Source organism: Amycolatopsis jiangsuensis, from assembly GCF_014204865.1.
GTDB lineage: Bacteria > Actinomycetota > Actinomycetes > Mycobacteriales > Pseudonocardiaceae > Amycolatopsis > Amycolatopsis jiangsuensis.
The window spans coordinates 6,939,252-6,954,974 of record NZ_JACHMG010000001.1; the positions used below are offsets into that span (position 1 = coordinate 6,939,252).

Genomic DNA, 15,723 nt, shown 5'->3' on the forward strand with positions numbered 1-15,723 from the left:
GTCGCACGAAATCTGTCCGTTCCGGCCAACTTTCGTCCGTCCGGCACAGCACCTTCGACGGGTTCTCTTCACCGGCTCTTCACCACCGCCTCCGTGATCCACCGAATGGAGCAATCAGCCGCCGCCGAGTGGCGCAGCAGTGTCCACAGTGGAGGGACTAAAGCGCCTGCGGTATTCCGAGGGTGACAGCCCGGTCCGGCGGCGCACCTGCAGGCGCAGCGTGGCGGTGGTGCCCATGCCGGTGTCCCGGGCGATGCGGTCGAGCCGCAGTTCCCCGCTCTCCAGCAGGCGGCAGGCCAGCCGTCCGCGTTCCGCGCTCAGCCAGGCCAGCGGGGTGGTGCCCAGTTCGTTGCGGAACCGCCGGTGCAGGGTGGCCGCGCTGGTCGTCGCGTGGGCCGCCAGGTCGGCCACGGTCAGCGGCCGGTCCAGATGGTCGCGCGCCCAGGCGAGCAGCGGTGCGAGGGAGGTGTCCGGTGCGGCGGGCACCGGCCGGTCCACGAACTGCCGCTGGCCGCCGTCGCGGTGCCCGGTGAAGACGAGCCGGCGGCTGACCGCGTTGGCGACCTCCGCGCCGTGGTCCCGCTGGATCACGTACAGGCCAAGGTCGAGCGCGGCCGCGCTGCCCGCCGCGGTCAGCACGGTGCCGTCCTCGACGAACAGCACGTCCGGCTCCAGCTGTACCCGCGGGTAGCGCGCGGAGAACTCGTCGGCCCAGCGCCAGTGCGTGGTGGCCCGCCGTCCGTCGAGCACGCCCGCCTCGGCCAGGGTGAACGCGCCGGTGCAGAAACTCATCAGGCGGGCCCCGCGGGTGGTCGCCCGCCGGATCGCGTCGAGGACCGCGGGAGACGCGGGCACCTGCGGGTCCGGCCGGTTGGGCACGATCACCGTGTCCGCGTCGTCCACCGCGGCGAGGCCGGCGACGTCGGCCAGGGTGAACATGCCCTGGTGCATCCGGGCCCGGCCGTCCGGCGCCGCGACCGTGAACTCGTACCACGGCCGGTCCAGTTCGGGCCGGCGCAGCCCGAACAGCTCGGTCGCCACACCCATTTCGAACGGATTCGACCCGTCGTCGACGACGAGCACGACCCGGTGCGAGGATCCTTTCGACATATGCAATTCCTAGCACTTTCCTGCCGCGGCCGTCCGGCAGACCATCGAGGACATGCCGAAACTGCCCCTCGACCTGCAGACCGTGCTGGCCGGCTTCGACGCCGTGTGGAGCCCCCGGATCGTCACCACGGTCAACGACTACGACATTCGCCTCGCGCGGTTCGCCGGCGAGCACGTGTGGCACAAGCACGACGAGACCGACGAGTTCTTCCTGGTCCTCGACGGCGAGATCACGCTCGGCCTGCGCGAACCGGACGGGGAACGCACCGTGCGGCTGTCGCGTGGCCAGCTGTTCGTCGTCCCGCGGGGGACGTTCCACAAGCCGTCCGCGGAACACGAATCCGTGGTGCTGCTCGTGGAGCCCTCGGGCACGCTTTCCGTGGGTGATGACCACGAAGAGGTGCCCGACACCGTGGACGTGACCGTCGGGCACCCCGTCTGAGCTGCTGAGTTTCAAGCTGGGACGGCGTAGGCTCGCGGTCATGAAACGCACTTCCTTCGCGCGGTGGCCGTGCTCGATCGCCCGGACCATGGACCTGCTGGGGGACTGGTGGACGCCGTTGGTGCTGCGGGACGCCTTCTACGGCATCCGCCGGTTCGACGAGTTCCAGCAGGCGCTCGGCATTGCGCGCAACACCCTGGCCGACCGGCTGCGCCGCCTGGTCGACGAGGGGCTGCTGGAGAAGCGGCCCTACCAGAGTGATCCGGTGCGTTACGACTACGTGCTCACCGAGAAGGGCCGCGACTTCTGGGGTGTGCTCGCGGCGATGACCGCGTGGGGAGACCGCTGGCTGGCCGCCGAGGACGGCCCGCCGGTCACGCTGCACCACGAAAGCTGCGGTCACGACACCGAGGCGAAGGTGGTCTGCGGGCACTGCGGGCAACCCCTCGGCGCCGAGGACACGCGCATGCGCCGCGGGCCGGGTTTCCCGCCGCGGCTGGCCGGGCGGCCGGACGTGGAGCACCGCTTCGCCCGGCAGGAGTCCTGAGCGTCACACCCGCGTTGACATGCTGGGTTCATCTACGCAACTATCGTTCGCGAACGTCCCCGGCAGAGTTCCCGGCAGAGGAGGAGAGCCACGATGGAGTGGACCGGCGCGCGGTACGCGGACACCCCGACCGTCGAGGTGGGTACCTGGATCGACGGGACGCCCGAGCAGGTCTGGTCGTTCGTCTCCGACGTCGCGCTGATGCCGGAGTTGAGCGGGGAACTGCAGACCGTGCGCTGGAACGACGGCGTGACCGGGCCGGCGCTCGGCCACACCTTCGTGGGGCGCAACAGGAACGACTCCCTCGGCGAATGGGAGACCACCTCGGTGATCGTCGAGTACGAGCAGCCGCGGGTGTTCGGCTGGGCGGTCGGCGATCCGGAAGAGCCGTCGACGAGCTGGCGGTTCACCCTGGAGCCGGAGAACGGCGGTACCCGGCTCACCCAGTGGATGCGGATGGGCCCGGGGCGGTCCGGGCTGTCGTTCGCGATCGAGCGCATGCCGGAGAAGGAGCAGAAGATCGTCTTCGTCCGGTTGCGCGACCTGGAACGGGCGCTGACCGCCACCGTCGGGGGAATCAAGGACCGGGTCGAGGCCGCGCGGTGATGCGCACGGCCACCACGGTCGAGGCCTCCGCGGGCTGGGAGCAGACGCGGGATTTCGTGGTGGAGGCGGAAAAACTCGGCCTGGACGAATGCTGGGTCGCCGAGGCGTGGGGTTCGGACGCGCCGAGCGTGCTCGGCTTCCTCGCCGCGCGTACGCAGCGGTTGCGGCTCGGTTCGGGGGTCTTCCAGCTCGGCGTGCGCACCCCGGTCGCGGCCGCGCAGGCCGCGCTCACCCTGGCCGAGATGTCCGATAGCCGGTTCTCCCTCGGTCTCGGGGCGTCCGGGCCGCAGGTCATCGAAGGGCTGCACGGTGTGCCGTTCGCCCGGCCGCGGACCCGGATGGCCGAGACCGTGCAGATCGTCCGCAGCGTGTTCTCCGGGGAGAAGATCTCCTTCGCCGGCAAGGCGTTCGAGATTCCGCTGCCCGGTGAGGCGCGGCCGATGCGGTTGTCCACGCGGCCGAACGAGGACATCCCGATCTACCTGGCCGCCCTGTCCCCGGCCATGCTGGAGCTGACCGGGCAGGTCGCCGACGGCTGGCTCGGCACCAGCTTCGTCCCCGAGGGCGCCGGCGACGCGTACTTCCGGCACCTCGACGCCGGGCTCGCCAAGGCCGGACGTACGCGCGGTGATCTCGTCGTCTGCCAGGGCGCCGAAGTGGCGTTCGCCGCCGACGAGGACGAATTGGGCCGGATGGTCGGCGCGCGCAAGAAGGATCTGGCCTTTTCCCTCGGCGGCATGGGTTCGGCCGGCACGAACTTCTACCACGACGCCTACGGCAGGCAGGGCTGGGCGGACGTCGCCGCACAGGTACGCGAACGCTGGCAGTCCGGCGACCGAGACGGCGCGGCCGCACTGGTGACCGACGAAATGGTCCTGGCGACAACGCTGATCGGCACCGAAGCCATGGTCGGAGCACGCTTGCGAGTATGGCGCGACGCAGGCGTCGACACGGTCCGGCTCTACCCGGCAGGGACGACACTCGAAGCCCGCCTCGACACACTCGGCCGCGCACTCGACCTGGTCCGGCACGTGGGCTGATCACCCATCACCGCACGGGTCCGGCCGGGTTGCTTACTGCGCATCAACGTCCTGGCCTGGCACGCGCTGCCCCCGCCGCAGCACCGGCGATTTCCGGCGCGGCCCGGCCGCACGCGGTCCGCGCTTGCGGTCCCGCCTGGTTGTGCGCCGTGCCCGTGCCTGGGATACGGCCTCGCTTGCAGCCACACAACGCACCGTGCCCCGCGCCGTCCAGTCGTGCCCGCGCTTCGTCCGGTTCAGCCACGCGACGACCGTGCCTGCGCCCGTCCGGTTCGACCGTGCCCCGTCTGGCCACGTGACGACCGTGCCAGAGGCACCGCACCGTGCCAGAGGCACAGCTTCGCTGCCGGGTCAGTGCACCTGGCGGTCGTGGCCGTCCCAGTACGGCTCGCGCAGTTTGAACTTCTGGATCTTGCCCGTCGCCGTGCGGGGCAGTTCGGGAAGGAACTCGACCCGTTTCGGGCATTTGTACCCGGCGAGGTAGTCCCGGCAGTGCGTGATCAGGGCCTCGGCCGTGACGTTCTCGTCGCTGACGACCAGTGCGGTGACCAGCTCGCCCCACTTCTCGTCCGGGATGCCGATCACCGCGGCCTCGCGGACCGCCGGGTGCGAGCTCAGCGCGTCCTCGACCTCGATCGAGGAGACGTTCTCGCCGCCGGTGATGATCACGTCCTTCTTGCGGTCGGCGATGGTCAGGTAGCCCTCTTCGAACCGCCCGCCGTCGCCGGTGTGGAACCAGCCGCCCTCCTGCACCCGGTCGGTCTCCTCCGGGTTTTCCCAGTAGCCCTCGAGGTTGGTGTTCGACTGCACCAGCACTTCGCCGTCGGTGTCGATCGCGACGCGCACGCCGAGCGCCGGGGCACCCGCGCGGCCGAGCAGCCTGGCCTGCTCGTGCGCGTCGAGGTCGGCCCATTCGCTGCGGAACCGGTTGACCGTGAGCAGCGGCGCGGTTTCGGTGAGGCCGTAGATCTGGATGAACTCCCAGCCGAGTTCGGCACGGACGCGTTCGATCGTGCGGGTCGGCGGCGGTGCCCCGGCCACGACGATGCGCACCCGGTCCCGCCCGGGGATCTCGCCTTCCCACGCGGCCGCGCCGTCGAGTGCGGCGGTGACCACCGCGGGCGCGGCGCACATGATCGTGACGCCGTGTTCCTGGACCCGGCGCAGGATCTCCGTACCGTCCACTTTGCGCAGCACGACGTGCTTCCCGCCGAGACCGGTGACGGCGTAAGGCATTCCCCAGCCGTTCGCGTGGAACATCGGCAGCGTGTGCAGCAGCACGTCGTTGTCGCTGAGCGTGGTGTGCAGGCCGAAGGTCGCCGCGTTGAGCCAGAGGTTGCGGTGGGTGAGCTGCACCCCCTTCGGCCGCGCGGTGGTGCCCGAGGTGTAGTTGATCGTCGCGGTCGCCGACTCGTCCCCCGCCCACGGGCGCGGTTCGCCCTCGCCGCCCCAGATCTTCTCGTCGTCCTCACCGAGGATGAACACGTGTTTCGCGGACACGCTGTCGCGCAACGCTTCCAGCTCCGGATCCAGCAACACGACCTCGGAACCGGAATGCTCGACGATGTAGCGCACCTCGGCGGGCGCGAGGCGGAAGTTCACCGGCACCAGCACCCGGCCCCAGCCGGAAACGCCGAAGAACGAGGTGAGCAGCCGCGCCGAATTGTGCGAGACGATCGCCACCCGGCCGCCGGCGGGCACGCCGAGTGCGTCCAGGTTCGCCGCCTGCGCACGGGCTCGCCGGGCGAGTTCGCGGTAGCTGACCGAACCCCAGGAGGCCGCGGGCTGGCCGGGTTCGTCCACCACTGCCACGCGGTCCGGGTACACCGTCTCCGCGCGGTCGAGGAAATCGCGGACACCGAGGTCGTAGAACACGTGTCGTTCCCTTCACGTCGTCGGGCACCGCTGCCCTTCCGGCGATGATGACGCTGCCCGCGGGAACCGGGCCACCCCACAAAGTGGGTGCTCAGTGCAGCAGGCCCGCCGCCCGTGCCCGGTTCACCGCCTGGACCCGGTTGGCCGCGTCGAGCTTGCGCATCGCGTGTTTGAGGTAGGACTTGACCGTGTTCGGCAGCAGGCCCAGCCGGGTGGAGATGTCCTCGTTGGTGCAGCCCTCACCGGCCAGCCGGAGCACGTCGATCTCCCGCGGCGTCAGCGGGCCGCCGGGCGGGGCGGGCGCCGGATGCAGCCGTTCGCACACCGCCAGCAGCCGTTGCCGCGCGGACCCGTCCTGGATCGACCCGGCGATCGCGAGCAGCTCCGCACGCAGGTCGTCCTGCTCGCCGAGGGCCGAGGGGGACGGTTCCGCAAGCCGGCGCCGGATCTCCTCCTCGACCTCGATGTCGCGCTCCAGCCTGGCCACCACGGAATGGGCGGCACGCAGGATGCGATCGCCGAACGTGATCGACTCCCGTGTCGCCGCGTACAGCACCGCCCGCGTGGTCTCGCTGACCCGGACGGGCAGCGCGACGATGGCGCGCAGCTGCTCCGGGGCCACCGCGCGGTCGTACTTGTGCGTGATGCCCTGCGCGCTGAGGTAGTCGATCACGGTGGACGGTCTCGCCAGCGCCACGGCCTTGCCGCCCAGCCCGGCGCCGGTGTCCACGCGCAGGTGCTGCAGCGATCCGGTCGCGGTACCACGCAGCTGGTCGATCACCAGCGTGCGCGATCCGGCGGACACCGGGCCGCCCATCGCGACCGGCAGCCCGGTCGCCCGCTGGAGGGCTTGCATCGCGCCGGCGACCAGGGGACTGGCCGCGAGCGCGAGCCGTCCCGAAGAACCCATGGGCACCGTCCCGCTCCGTTCGACCCGCGATGAGCGTTCACGGTACGCGCTGCGTCGCGTTCGGACTACTCATGTGGTTCGGTGGCGGACGTGGCCACCTCCGATTTCGACACCGTCGCCGACCGGCTCTACGCCGGCGATCCGGCGGACTTTGTCGCGGAACGCACGGCGGCCGCCCGTGCCGCAGGGGACGCCGGGCTGGCCCGCCGCATTCGCGGCCTGCGCAAGCCCACCGCCGCCGCGGCGTTCGTGAACCACCTCGCGTGGAAGGATTCCGCGCCGCTGCGCGAGCTGGCTGAACTGGGCGAGCAGCTGCGGGAAGCGCACGAGCACCTGGCCGGGCCCCGGCTGCGCGAGCTGGCGCACCGCAGGGCCGAACTGGTGCGGCGGATCATGGGCGAGGCACACGGATTGAGCGAATCCGTGGCACGCGAGGTGGAGGACACGCTGGAGGCGGTCGTCGCCGGCCCCGACGTGGCCCGGCTCGCCCTGGCCGGACGGCTGACCTCCAAGGCGAACCAAAACGCGGACCAGTGGCTTTCCCTGCCGGTTAAGGAGAGTTCGCGGCCTCGTCCGTCCGCAAAGGACAAAGCGGGGACCGAGAAGGCCGGGCCTGGGAAGGGTCGTGCCGACAAATCGGCGGCCGGGAAGGCTGGGTCTGACAAGCCGGCGTCCGGGAAGTCAGCGGCCGACAAGTCGGTAGCCGAAAAAGCGCGGGCCGAGAAACGACGTGCCGAGCAGCAGCGTGAGCGAGAGGAACGGCGCCGCCGGGAAACGGAAGCGCGCAAGGCGCGTGCGACGGCCGAACGCGACCTGGTGCGTGCTCAGCGGGTGGCCGAACAAGCGAACGCCAGGGTGACCGAAGTCCGGAAACGGCTCACCGAGGCCGAGGACCGAGCGGCGCGGGCCGCCGAGGAGCTGGCAACGGCCCGCGAAGCGTTCGAAAAAGCCGATCAGGCCGCGGAAAACCCCGGCTGAGCCGTCATCCGGGCTCGATGCGCTCGGGAAGAATCCGTTTCACCTCGGCGACACGACACCCGGTTCGGGGAAGCGGCGGGCGGACGACGAGTGGCGTCAGGTCTCAGGCGGCTCCGTCGAGCCAGCGGAACGCCTCGGCGTAGAACCGGGCGGCCTCCTCCGGGCGGTCGTCGCCGTAGAGGTCGCCGCCGGCAGCGTAACCGCGCCGGGTCAGCACATGGCTCAGGAATCGGTACGGCGGCCGGTACTGTGCCACCTCGGCCGGCCCGATCGGGAGCGTCACGCCGGGGTGCGCGGCGGCGAGCGTGTCCCGCTCGTACACCGGGTCCAGCGCCACGATCAGCCAGCGCCCGCCGCGCCGTTCGACCCGGAAGTACAGCCGGGCCGCGGACTCCAGGTCGACCTCGATCTCGTCGACGGTCGTGCGCATTTCGATCACCGCGGGCACTTCCACGAACGCGCGGTCCCCGCGCAGGTGCACCACCGGCGGGCTCAGCCGGTGTGCGGAGGTGTCCCCGCATCCGGCCATCTTCCGGGATTGCTCGACGAACCCTGCGCCGCTGCCGCGGTACCAGCTCAGGCGCACGGTCGCGTCGTCGGCGAAGGCTTCCCGCATCTGGTCCCACCAGCCGCGGTCCCGCCCCTGCCGCTCCTTCAGCACCAGTTGGGTGATCTCGGTGACGTCGTCCATCAGGCCTGTCCTTCCGGTCGGGTTTCCACCCCGCCGCACCAGACCGCGCGGATCGCGCGGGTGGCGGTGAGGTCAGTGGTCGGATCGCCCTCGACGAGGACGAGATCCGCGCGGCCGCCGGAGCGGATCTCGCCGCGGCCGGTCAGCCCGAAGGCCCGCGCCGGGGCGATCGTGGCGGCCCGCAGGATCTCCACCGGGCTCAGCCCCGCCTCCGCGAGCAGCTCGAACTCCCGGTGCAGGCTTTCACCGTGCGGCACCACTGGACCGCCGCCCACGTGCGCGTCCGTTCCGGCGAGAATGTTCACCCCGGCCTCGTGCAGGGCCGCGACGTTGCGCACGGGATCGTCGCCCACGCCTGGGAATCCGGTCATCATCGTCACCGTCGGGATCGCGATCTGCCCGGCGGCCTTCATCGCCGCGATGTCCTCCGGGCGGATGCGCCCGCGCAGTGGTACGTGCGTCACGAACCGGGCACCGGAGGCGACCGCCACCTCGTACGCGCCCGGTGTGGCGGCGTGCACCACGGTGTCGAGCCCGTGCTCGGCAGCGGCGTCGGCCGCCGCGCGCACCGCTTCGGCAGGCGGCCCGCCGTCGCCGGGAGCTTCGGCGACGACCTTGACGTAGTCGACGCCTTCGGCCACCCGGGCTTCCACGAACCGGCGGGCATCGTCGGGAGTCAGGACGATGGCTTCCGGTGGCAGCCCGAGGGTCTTCGCGTGGTTGCCGTCGGGACCGATCGCCGGGATTCCGGCCGTGCGGAGGCTCGCGGAACCGGTCACCGCGCGCAGCGTGGCCACGCGTTCGGGCGGCCAGCAAGCCATGTCCAGCCCGGTCGTCACGCCCCACCGCGCGAGCGCGGCGAGGTGCTCGGGACCTTCGAGGTGGACGTGCGCGTCGATCAGTCCGGGCAGCAGGGTCGCGCCGGTGGCGTCGATGTCCCGCGCACCGGCCGGATCGTCGCTCAGCGTCTCGTCGAACACGATGGTACGCGGCTCGGTGAGCTGAGTGCCGTCGAAGACCCGTACGCCCCGTAACGCGATTCGTTCTGCCACCGAGACCTCCATAAGGAACAATTCTGTTCACTAACGACCGTAGCAGCGGAAGGGAGCGCGAGCCATGAACGAAGCACGGACACGTCGCCGCGGCACCGCGCTGACCGCCGCGATCCATCGCGCGGCGCTGGCGGAACTGGCCCGGACCAGCTTCGCCGAGCTGTCCTTCGACCGGGTCGCGGCGGCCGCCGGCACCGGCAAAGCGGTGCTGTACCGGCGTTGGTCCGACCCCGCCGAGCTGGTGCTGGCCGCGCTGACCGACCCGGCCACCGGCTTCGGCGCGGTACCGGACCGGCCACACACCGGCCGGCTGCGAGAGGACCTGCTGGAGATGCTCGGCCACTTCGTACGCGCGATGGACGAGCCACGCGGGCACGCCCTCCGCCCACTGCTCGCCCAGCGCAACCGTCACCCGCAGCTCTACGACCAGGTGGAACAGCTCGTCCTGCGCCCGCACCGGGAGGTGCTGCTGGCGATCCTGCGGGAGGCGGCCCAGCGAGGCGAGGCGAATCCGGAACGGGTCACCGACCGCACCGCCGCACTCGGACCGCAACTGCTCATGCTCGCCGCTTGGCAGCACGGCCGCGTCCCACGCGAGGAAGTCGAAGCCGTGGTGGACGAAATCCTGCTGCCGCTGCTCACCTGCCCCTGAACACGGCTGACCCGCGCGGGCTCAGCGCGCGTGGTAGCGCAGCAGGACCGAGCTGTCCTCGACCAGCATCGACCGCAGTTCGAGCTGCTTCGGCTCGATGGGCACGCCCATCGCGACCCGCGGCGCGTCCCCGGCCACGAGCATCGGCGAGACGGTGAGCCGCAGCTCGTCGACCAGCTCGGCGGCCAGCAGCGACGCGAACAGATGCGGCCCGCCCTCGCAGTCGATGCGGCGGAGGCCGCGCGCGGTCAGCGCCTCGACCGCGGCCCGCAGGTCCACGTCACCGGCTCGGGCGGCCGGGCGCGGGTCGGCGACGCTCGCCTGTCGTGCGGGATCCCCGGTGGTGGCGTGCAGGCCCGGATCGCCGGCGCCGGCGACGATGACCTCCGCGCCCGCCTCCGACCACGCCGCGCGCAGCTCCGGATCGGTGGCCGCGCTGGTGATCACGATCGTCGGCACGAGCGTCTTGGTGAGCACGGGCGCGTCCGGCGGAAGCGACCGGCCGGTGCTCACCACGGCGATCGGCGCGACCGGGGCCAAGCCGTGCCGGCGCCGCCGTTCGGCAGTCTGCTCACCAGGGTGGATGCCCTCGAACTCCTCGGCGACGGCGGTGCCCGCGCCGAGCAGTACGACGTCCGCGAGGTCGCTGCCGAGGCCGAACACCACGCGGTCGGCGGGTGTGGAGAGCGCGCGGGAACGGCCGTTCACGGTGATCCCGCCGTCCGCGCTGGACACGAAGTTCACCGCCAGCCAGCGCTCGCCGTCCGGGTAGACGTACAGCTGCTCGACGTCGGCCTCGGTGAGCTCGCGCGTGCCCGGGAAGACCTCGCGCATCACAGCAGCCGCACCACGTTCGCCGGCGGACGCGTGCCCGCGATGCTGGCCACCATCTCGGTGACCTGCCGGGTTTCGCGGACCTGGTGCGCGCGGAACATCGCCGCGCCGCGCAGCGCGGCCACCGCCGTCGCGGCCAGCGTGCCGGTGACCCGCTCGCCCAGCGGGAGATCCAGCGTCTCGCCGACCACGCCCTTGTTCGACATCGCCATCAGCACCGGCCAGCCCGTGGCGACCAGGTCCTGGACGTTCCGCAGCACCTCCAGCGACTGGTAGGTGTTCTTCCCGAAGTCGATGCAGGGGTCGATCATCACACCTTCGCGCGGCACCCCTGCCTGCACCGCCTTCCCGGCCAGCGTGGTGGTGGCGTCGACCACCGCGGCCACCACGTCGTCGTACTCCGGGCGGGGCAGTTCGACGCGGGGCTCGAGTCCGTTGGTGTGCGCGCAGATGTAGCCGGCGCCGTGTTCGGCGGCCACGTCGAGGATCTCCGGCTCGAACGCCGCCCAGTTGTCGTTGATCAGGTCCGCGCCGGCGCGGCACACCGCGTCCGCGACCTCCGCACGGTAGGTGTCGACGCTGATGACCAGGTCGGGGTAGTTCTCGCGGGCCCAGGCGACGGTGGGCACGACGCGGCCCAGCTCCTCCGCCACGGTCACTTCGGGACCTTCGCTGGCCGGCACGCCGCCGATGTCGATCAGGTCCGCGCCCTCGGCCACCGCCCGGTGGATCGCTTCCTTGGCCAGGTCCTCCTCGAAGGTGGCGCCGTGGTCGTAGAAGGAATCGGGGGTGCGGTTCACGATGGCCATCACCAGGGCGCGGTCACTGGTGATGCGGCGGCCTCGGAAGACGAGGTCGGGCGTCTGCATGGAATTCTCCCGTACCGGAACGTCGATCTCGCTCGATCATAGGCGAGCCGACGAACGGGGTACGGCCGGCAGGTGGCGGGCGGCGGGACTGCCGGACGGGCCGGAGGCCACCTGCTTCCGGGCGTGCCCGGTGGATCTTCGGCCGGGGCTAGGAAACGAGTGCCTCGTTCACGGTGTGGAATCCGCCGGCGGTGCGGGTGGCGGAGAATTCGATCACCCGGTAATGCGCCAGCCGCCGCAGCACGAGCGGATCGGTGGCGAGCACGGCGTCGAGTTTGCCGCGCAGGCACGGGCGGGTGAGGATGACCTGATCGGCCTCCTCGTTCCCGTTTCCGGAAACCAGGAACAATCCGTGTTCGAAGTGCCCGCGCAACCAGTCCGCGTGTTCGGCGAGTGCGTAGTCGACTTCGTTTCGTGGCGCTGTGAAGGACAGCAGTGCGATGTACATGGGTTCAGGGTAGAACTCGGCGGCGCGGACTGCATCCGCTCGCCGAGTGGTGGGCGCGCAATTCGTTCACCGGTTGGTCAAGAATTTCCAAGATTCGTTTTACCGATACGCGGAGCGCGGTTGCCCGTACGCGCGGCGTACGTAAATCAGCGTAGCCGGGTGCCGCTGCCGGCATGACGACGGGCGGGTCGCGGGCGCCCACACTCGTCGGCATGACTTCCACTCCCGCGGCGGCGCTGCGCCGCATCTGGCACGACGGCCGCGGCATCGAGCGGCTGGCCTTCTCGACCGGCGCGGTGCTCTTCATCAGTGGCGTGGTGAACGCCTTGGTACTGCTGGCATCCGGCGATTCCTGGCTCGGCCCGGTTTCGCTGCGCAAGGCGGTCACGTTCGGGTTGTCCTTCGGTCTCACCCTGGCGACGGTCGCCTGGGCGAGCGGCTACCTGCGGCTGGCCGCGCGCGTCCGGACCGTGTTGCTGGGCGCGTTCCTGGTGGCTTCGGTGGTGGAAGTGACCTTGGTGACGACGCAGGCGTGGCGTGGGGTTCCGTCCCACTTCAACTTCGAAACCGGTTTCGACACAGTGATTTCGCTCAGTCTCGCCGGTGGCGGCGCGGTGCTCGTGCTGACCGCGCTGGGGTTCACCGCGGCCGCGTTCCGCCGTCCGGGGACTTCCGCGCCCAGTATGCGGCTGGCGGTGCGAGCCGGGCTGGTGGTGTTCATGATCGCGCTCGCGACCGGTGCGGTGATGATCGCCCGCGGAGTGACCGAAGCGCGCGGCGGCGCTCCGGAACTGGCCTACACCACCGCCGGTTCGCTGAAACCCCTGCACGCGGTGGCGATGCACGCGATCCTGGTGCTGCCCGCGCTGGCCTGGCTACTCCGGTTCGGCACCCTCCCGGAACCGGCCCGGCTCCGGCTGGTGCGCTGCGCGGTGGCGGCCGACGCCGTGTTCACCGCGGTGATCGGAATCGAGGCTTTCGCCGGAATACCACCATTTTCCGCGTCGGTGCTGCTGCTGATCCTTTCCGCCGGATCGCTCGCCGTTCTCGGCGGCACCGGAGTGGCCGCGCTCATTTTCGCTTTCCGCCGGGAATCGGCGGCGGTGACCAGCCCCAGTTCCGGGTGAAACAGCCGGCCAGATAAAGATCCACCCGGTCGGCGAACCGGCCGAGATCGCGGCCGGTCAGGTCACCGACCCGGGCGATCCGGTAGCGCAGGGTGTTCACATGCAGGTGCAGCGCCGCCGAGGTCTGCGTCCACGAACCGGAATGCTCCAGGAACACCCGCAACGTGCTCATCAGTTCCGAACCGTGGCCGGCGTCGTAGGCGAGGACCGGTCCGAGCACCTTCTCGCCGAACGACCGGCGCAGGTCCTCCGGCACAGCGGCCAGCAACAGCAGGTGCGACGCCACCTCGTCGCCGGCCAGCACCGTCGCGCGGCCGGGGTCGAGCGAGGCCAGCGCCCGCGCGTGCCGGGCCTCCTGGATGCCCGAACGCAGTCCGCCCGCGTCGGCGGCGCGGCTGAGCCCCACCGCCAGCCGGGCCGAGCCGAGTGCGGGCTCGACGGTGTGCACGGCTTCGCGAACCGCGGCGGTCACTGCCGGGCGCGGCGCGGCGAACAGTCCGAAGATCTCGCCGTCGACGGTCGCCACGAGCGCCGGTGCACCGGCCGCGGCCAGCAGTTCCACCAGCAGTGCCTGCGCGAATCCGGGGCCTCCGCCACGTACCTCGGCGGAGACCGTGCCGACCGGCTCGTGCGCCGGAAGACCGGCGGCGGCCAGCCGGGAGGCGAGTTCGGTGGTCTCGCCGGACAGCACCAGCCGCAGCAGTGGTTCGGCGCCGCGGTTCTCGATCCGGCGGGCTTCGTCCACCCGCGAACGTTCCAGCCCCACCAGCGCGGCCAGCTCCTGGACCAGTTCGGCACGCGGTGCCGGCCAGCCGGCCGGATCGCCGTCCACGGCCACGAACCAGCTCGCGACCCGATGCCCGGACCGGCCGGCGGCGGGCAGCAGGGTGAGGGCACCGTCCCGGCACGGCAACCGGTCCGCGCGCAGGAACCGGCCCGTCAGCGCGGCCCGCCGCGCAACCGGCAGCTCGGAGCCACCGGCCAGCTGCGCGCCGGTGGTACTCAGCACCCAGCACTGCGCCCCCAGTTCCTCGGCACCGGCTTCGATCAACGCGTCAAGGCCGTGTCCCGCGGTCGCCGCGGTGACCAGCCGGCGGTGGGAGTCCCGCGCCGGTGCCGACCGTTCCGCGGCCAGGCCCAGGATCACGCGTTCGGCCACTGTCGCGAACGAAACCGACACCGGAACCTCGAACAACGGCAAGCCGGTCCGGCGGCAGGCGTGCACCAGGTACTCGGGCACCGGGCCGCCGGTTTCCGCGGTTCCCGCGCCGAGCGCGACCACCCCGGCCGCGGCGAGCTTGCCGACGAACTCGTCCGCGTCGTTCGGCCCCGGCAGCCAGCGCAGGCCGCACAGCACGATCTCACCGCCGTCGAGGTACCGCGTCGGATCCCGCAGCGTCGCCTGGAACACCCTGGCGAACTCGCGGTCACGGGCCTCCGGGCCGGCGAGCAGGCGCAGGCCGAGGTCCGGGGTGTCCAGCAGCGCGCCCAGCCGCACGTGACCCTCCTTCACCTCCTGTCCAGTACCGCACACCGCACCGGCCCGCGCGTTTGGAGGAACCTACGAAAAACCTCCCCGGCCCGGCCCTCGCTTTCGGTGGATCCGCCGTGGCCGCCGCCACGTCGCGGCGGGTGTACTCGGACGGCGAACGAGGAGAAGGGAAGACCATGGCGATCGTTCTGGGTGACAACCGCTACGGGAAGGCGGAGAACCGGCTCGTGCGCGTCGACCGTGACGGCGACGAGCACCGGATCACCGACCTCACGGTGAGCGTGTCGCTGTCGGGCGACCTGAGTGACACCCACCTGACCGGGGCCAACGACAAGGTGCTGGCCACCGACACGCAGAAGAACACGGTGTTCGCCTTCGCCCGCGACGGGATCGGCGAGATCGAGGACTTCGGCCTCCGGCTGGCCCGGCATTTCGTGGGCACGCAGAAGAGCATCCGCACCGCGCGCGTCCGGCTCGAAGAGCATCCGTGGCAGCGCCTGACGGTCGGCGGCAAGCCCGCGCACCACTCGTTCGCCCGCGCCGGCACCAGTACGCGCACTGCGTCGGTGACCTACGACGGTGCACAGGCGTGGGTGATCGGCGGAGTGCAGGACCTGACTGTGCTCAACTCCACCGGGTCGGAGTTCTGGGGCTTTCCCCGCGACCACTACACCACTCTGGCCGAGACGAAGGACCGCGTCCTCGCCACGACGGTGTCCGCGACCTGGCGGTTCTCCGGCACCGAGGTCGGATGGGCTGCGGCGCACGGCACCGCGCTCGCCGCGCTGCTGGACGCGTTCGGTGGCACGCACAGCCTTTCGCTGCAGCAGTCGCTGTATGCGATGGGACAGCGGGTGCTGGAGGAAGTCCCGGAGATCTGCGAGGTCCGGCTGTCCCTGCCGAACAAGCACCACTTCCTCGTCGACCTGGCTCCGTTCGGAGTGGACAACCCCGGTGAAGTGTTCCACGCCGCCGATCGCCCGTACGGCTTGATCGAAGGCACCGTGCTGCGGGACGACGCCCCGCCCGCCGGGCCGGCCTGGTCCTGAA

General features: G+C 71.3%; 17 protein-coding genes. 8 read left to right on the forward strand and 9 right to left on the reverse strand.

Going from position 1 to position 15,723, the window contains the following annotated elements:
- Positions 1–114: 114 nt before the first annotated feature.
- The gene (locus BJY18_RS31610; RefSeq protein ID WP_184783529.1) at positions 115–1,110 is read right to left on the reverse strand and encodes a helix-turn-helix domain-containing protein; all 996 of its coding nucleotides are present in this window, start codon (positions 1,108–1,110) and stop codon (positions 115–117) included.
- Between the two features lie 52 nt (positions 1,111–1,162).
- Here BJY18_RS31610 and BJY18_RS31615 point away from each other — a divergent pair, with 52 nt between their 5' ends.
- The 4 genes from BJY18_RS31615 to BJY18_RS31630 all read left to right on the forward strand — a co-directional run bounded on the left by BJY18_RS31615 (position 1,163) and on the right by BJY18_RS31630 (position 3,745).
- Positions 1,163–1,552, forward strand: a complete 390-nt coding sequence (locus BJY18_RS31615) for a cupin domain-containing protein (protein ID WP_184783530.1) — start codon at positions 1,163–1,165, stop codon at positions 1,550–1,552.
- A 40-nt stretch (positions 1,553–1,592) separates the two neighbouring features.
- Positions 1,593–2,099 carry a winged helix-turn-helix transcriptional regulator gene (locus BJY18_RS31620; RefSeq protein ID WP_184783531.1) on the forward strand — a complete coding sequence of 169 codons (507 nt, stop codon included), beginning with the start codon at positions 1,593–1,595 and terminating at the stop codon, positions 2,097–2,099.
- 93 nt (positions 2,100–2,192) lie between these two features.
- Positions 2,193–2,705, forward strand: coding sequence for an SRPBCC family protein (locus BJY18_RS31625; protein ID WP_184783532.1), 513 nt, complete (start codon positions 2,193–2,195; stop codon positions 2,703–2,705).
- Complete coding sequence (locus BJY18_RS31630) at positions 2,705–3,745, forward strand: LLM class flavin-dependent oxidoreductase (protein ID WP_184783533.1); 1,041 nt, start codon at positions 2,705–2,707, stop codon at positions 3,743–3,745. The genes BJY18_RS31625 and BJY18_RS31630 overlap by 1 nt, the downstream gene beginning before the upstream one ends.
- Positions 3,746–4,096: 351 nt before the next feature.
- Here BJY18_RS31630 and BJY18_RS31635 read toward each other — a convergent pair whose 3' ends face one another.
- Together BJY18_RS31635 and BJY18_RS31640 are read right to left on the reverse strand one after the other, a co-directional pair.
- Entirely contained in the window at positions 4,097–5,620 is a 1,524-nt protein-coding gene (locus BJY18_RS31635; RefSeq protein ID WP_184783534.1) for an AMP-binding protein, read from the reverse strand.
- Between the two features lie 91 nt (positions 5,621–5,711).
- A complete protein-coding gene (locus BJY18_RS31640) occupies positions 5,712–6,530 on the reverse strand; it encodes a helix-turn-helix transcriptional regulator (protein WP_184783535.1) in 819 nt (272 codons plus the stop codon).
- Between the two features lie 90 nt (positions 6,531–6,620).
- Here BJY18_RS31640 and BJY18_RS31645 point away from each other — a divergent pair, with 90 nt between their 5' ends.
- Positions 6,621–7,508, forward strand: a complete 888-nt coding sequence (locus tag BJY18_RS31645; protein WP_184783536.1) for a hypothetical protein — start codon at positions 6,621–6,623, stop codon at positions 7,506–7,508.
- 103 nt (positions 7,509–7,611) lie between these two features.
- On the opposite strand, the gene BJY18_RS31650 is transcribed toward BJY18_RS31645, so the two are convergent.
- Together BJY18_RS31650 and BJY18_RS31655 are read right to left on the reverse strand one after the other, a co-directional pair.
- Positions 7,612–8,199 (reverse strand): nuclear transport factor 2 family protein, encoded by a 588-nt coding sequence (locus tag BJY18_RS31650; protein WP_184783537.1) that lies wholly within the window; start codon positions 8,197–8,199, stop codon positions 7,612–7,614.
- Positions 8,199–9,251 carry an amidohydrolase family protein gene (locus BJY18_RS31655; protein ID WP_312874019.1) on the reverse strand — a complete coding sequence of 351 codons (1,053 nt, stop codon included), beginning with the start codon at positions 9,249–9,251 and terminating at the stop codon, positions 8,199–8,201. Before BJY18_RS31655 ends, BJY18_RS31650 begins: the two co-directional genes overlap by 1 nt.
- 64 nt (positions 9,252–9,315) lie before the next feature.
- On the opposite strand from BJY18_RS31655, the gene BJY18_RS31660 reads away from it, so the two are divergent.
- Positions 9,316–9,903 carry a TetR/AcrR family transcriptional regulator gene (locus BJY18_RS31660; protein WP_184783539.1) on the forward strand — a complete coding sequence of 196 codons (588 nt, stop codon included), beginning with the start codon at positions 9,316–9,318 and terminating at the stop codon, positions 9,901–9,903.
- 21 nt (positions 9,904–9,924) lie between these two features.
- On the opposite strand, the gene BJY18_RS31665 is transcribed toward BJY18_RS31660, so the two are convergent.
- The 3 genes from BJY18_RS31665 to BJY18_RS31675 form a co-directional block, all read right to left on the reverse strand.
- Entirely contained in the window at positions 9,925–10,740 is an 816-nt protein-coding gene (locus BJY18_RS31665; protein WP_446680353.1) for a dihydrofolate reductase family protein, read from the reverse strand.
- Entirely contained in the window at positions 10,737–11,606 is an 870-nt protein-coding gene (gene folP / locus BJY18_RS31670; protein WP_184783541.1) for a dihydropteroate synthase, read from the reverse strand. The genes BJY18_RS31665 and folP overlap by 4 nt, the downstream gene beginning before the upstream one ends.
- A 148-nt stretch (positions 11,607–11,754) precedes the next feature.
- The gene (locus tag BJY18_RS31675) at positions 11,755–12,054 is read right to left on the reverse strand and encodes a YciI family protein (protein WP_184783542.1); all 300 of its coding nucleotides are present in this window, start codon (positions 12,052–12,054) and stop codon (positions 11,755–11,757) included.
- 212 nt (positions 12,055–12,266) lie between these two features.
- Between BJY18_RS31675 and BJY18_RS31680 the strand changes: the two genes are divergently transcribed.
- The gene (locus BJY18_RS31680) at positions 12,267–13,181 is read left to right on the forward strand and encodes a hypothetical protein (RefSeq protein ID WP_184783543.1); all 915 of its coding nucleotides are present in this window, start codon (positions 12,267–12,269) and stop codon (positions 13,179–13,181) included.
- On the opposite strand, the gene BJY18_RS31685 is transcribed toward BJY18_RS31680, so the two are convergent.
- A complete protein-coding gene (locus tag BJY18_RS31685; protein WP_312874020.1) occupies positions 13,126–14,679 on the reverse strand; it encodes a helix-turn-helix domain-containing protein in 1,554 nt (517 codons plus the stop codon). The two genes, BJY18_RS31680 and BJY18_RS31685, sit on opposite strands and share 56 nt — an antisense overlap.
- A gap of 170 nt (positions 14,680–14,849) precedes the next feature.
- Here BJY18_RS31685 and pucL point away from each other — a divergent pair, with 170 nt between their 5' ends.
- On the forward strand, positions 14,850–15,722 hold the full coding sequence (gene pucL, locus BJY18_RS31690; protein WP_184783545.1) for a factor-independent urate hydroxylase: 873 nt from the start codon (positions 14,850–14,852) through the stop codon (positions 15,720–15,722).
- Position 15,723 lies beyond the last annotated feature (1 nt).

Excerpts from the sequence above, each read along its gene's own strand:
- BJY18_RS31610 (WP_184783529.1), bottom strand. The coding sequence starts at position 1,110 with ATGTCGAAAGGATCCTCGCACCGGGTCGTGCTCGTCGTCGACGACGGG.
- BJY18_RS31615 (WP_184783530.1), top strand. The coding sequence starts at position 1,163 with ATGCCGAAACTGCCCCTCGACCTGCAGACCGTGCTGGCCGGCTTCGAC.
- BJY18_RS31620 (WP_184783531.1), top strand. The coding sequence starts at position 1,593 with ATGAAACGCACTTCCTTCGCGCGGTGGCCGTGCTCGATCGCCCGGACC.
- BJY18_RS31625 (WP_184783532.1), top strand. The coding sequence starts at position 2,193 with ATGGAGTGGACCGGCGCGCGGTACGCGGACACCCCGACCGTCGAGGTG.
- BJY18_RS31630 (WP_184783533.1), top strand. The coding sequence starts at position 2,705 with ATGCGCACGGCCACCACGGTCGAGGCCTCCGCGGGCTGGGAGCAGACG.
- BJY18_RS31640 (WP_184783535.1), bottom strand. The coding sequence starts at position 6,530 with ATGGGTTCTTCGGGACGGCTCGCGCTCGCGGCCAGTCCCCTGGTCGCC.
- BJY18_RS31650 (WP_184783537.1), bottom strand. The coding sequence starts at position 8,199 with ATGGACGACGTCACCGAGATCACCCAACTGGTGCTGAAGGAGCGGCAG.
- BJY18_RS31660 (WP_184783539.1), top strand. The coding sequence starts at position 9,316 with ATGAACGAAGCACGGACACGTCGCCGCGGCACCGCGCTGACCGCCGCG.
- folP (WP_184783541.1), bottom strand. The coding sequence starts at position 11,606 with ATGCAGACGCCCGACCTCGTCTTCCGAGGCCGCCGCATCACCAGTGAC.
- BJY18_RS31675 (WP_184783542.1), bottom strand. The coding sequence starts at position 12,054 with ATGTACATCGCACTGCTGTCCTTCACAGCGCCACGAAACGAAGTCGAC.
- BJY18_RS31680 (WP_184783543.1), top strand. The coding sequence starts at position 12,267 with ATGACTTCCACTCCCGCGGCGGCGCTGCGCCGCATCTGGCACGACGGC.
- pucL (WP_184783545.1), top strand. The coding sequence starts at position 14,850 with ATGGCGATCGTTCTGGGTGACAACCGCTACGGGAAGGCGGAGAACCGG.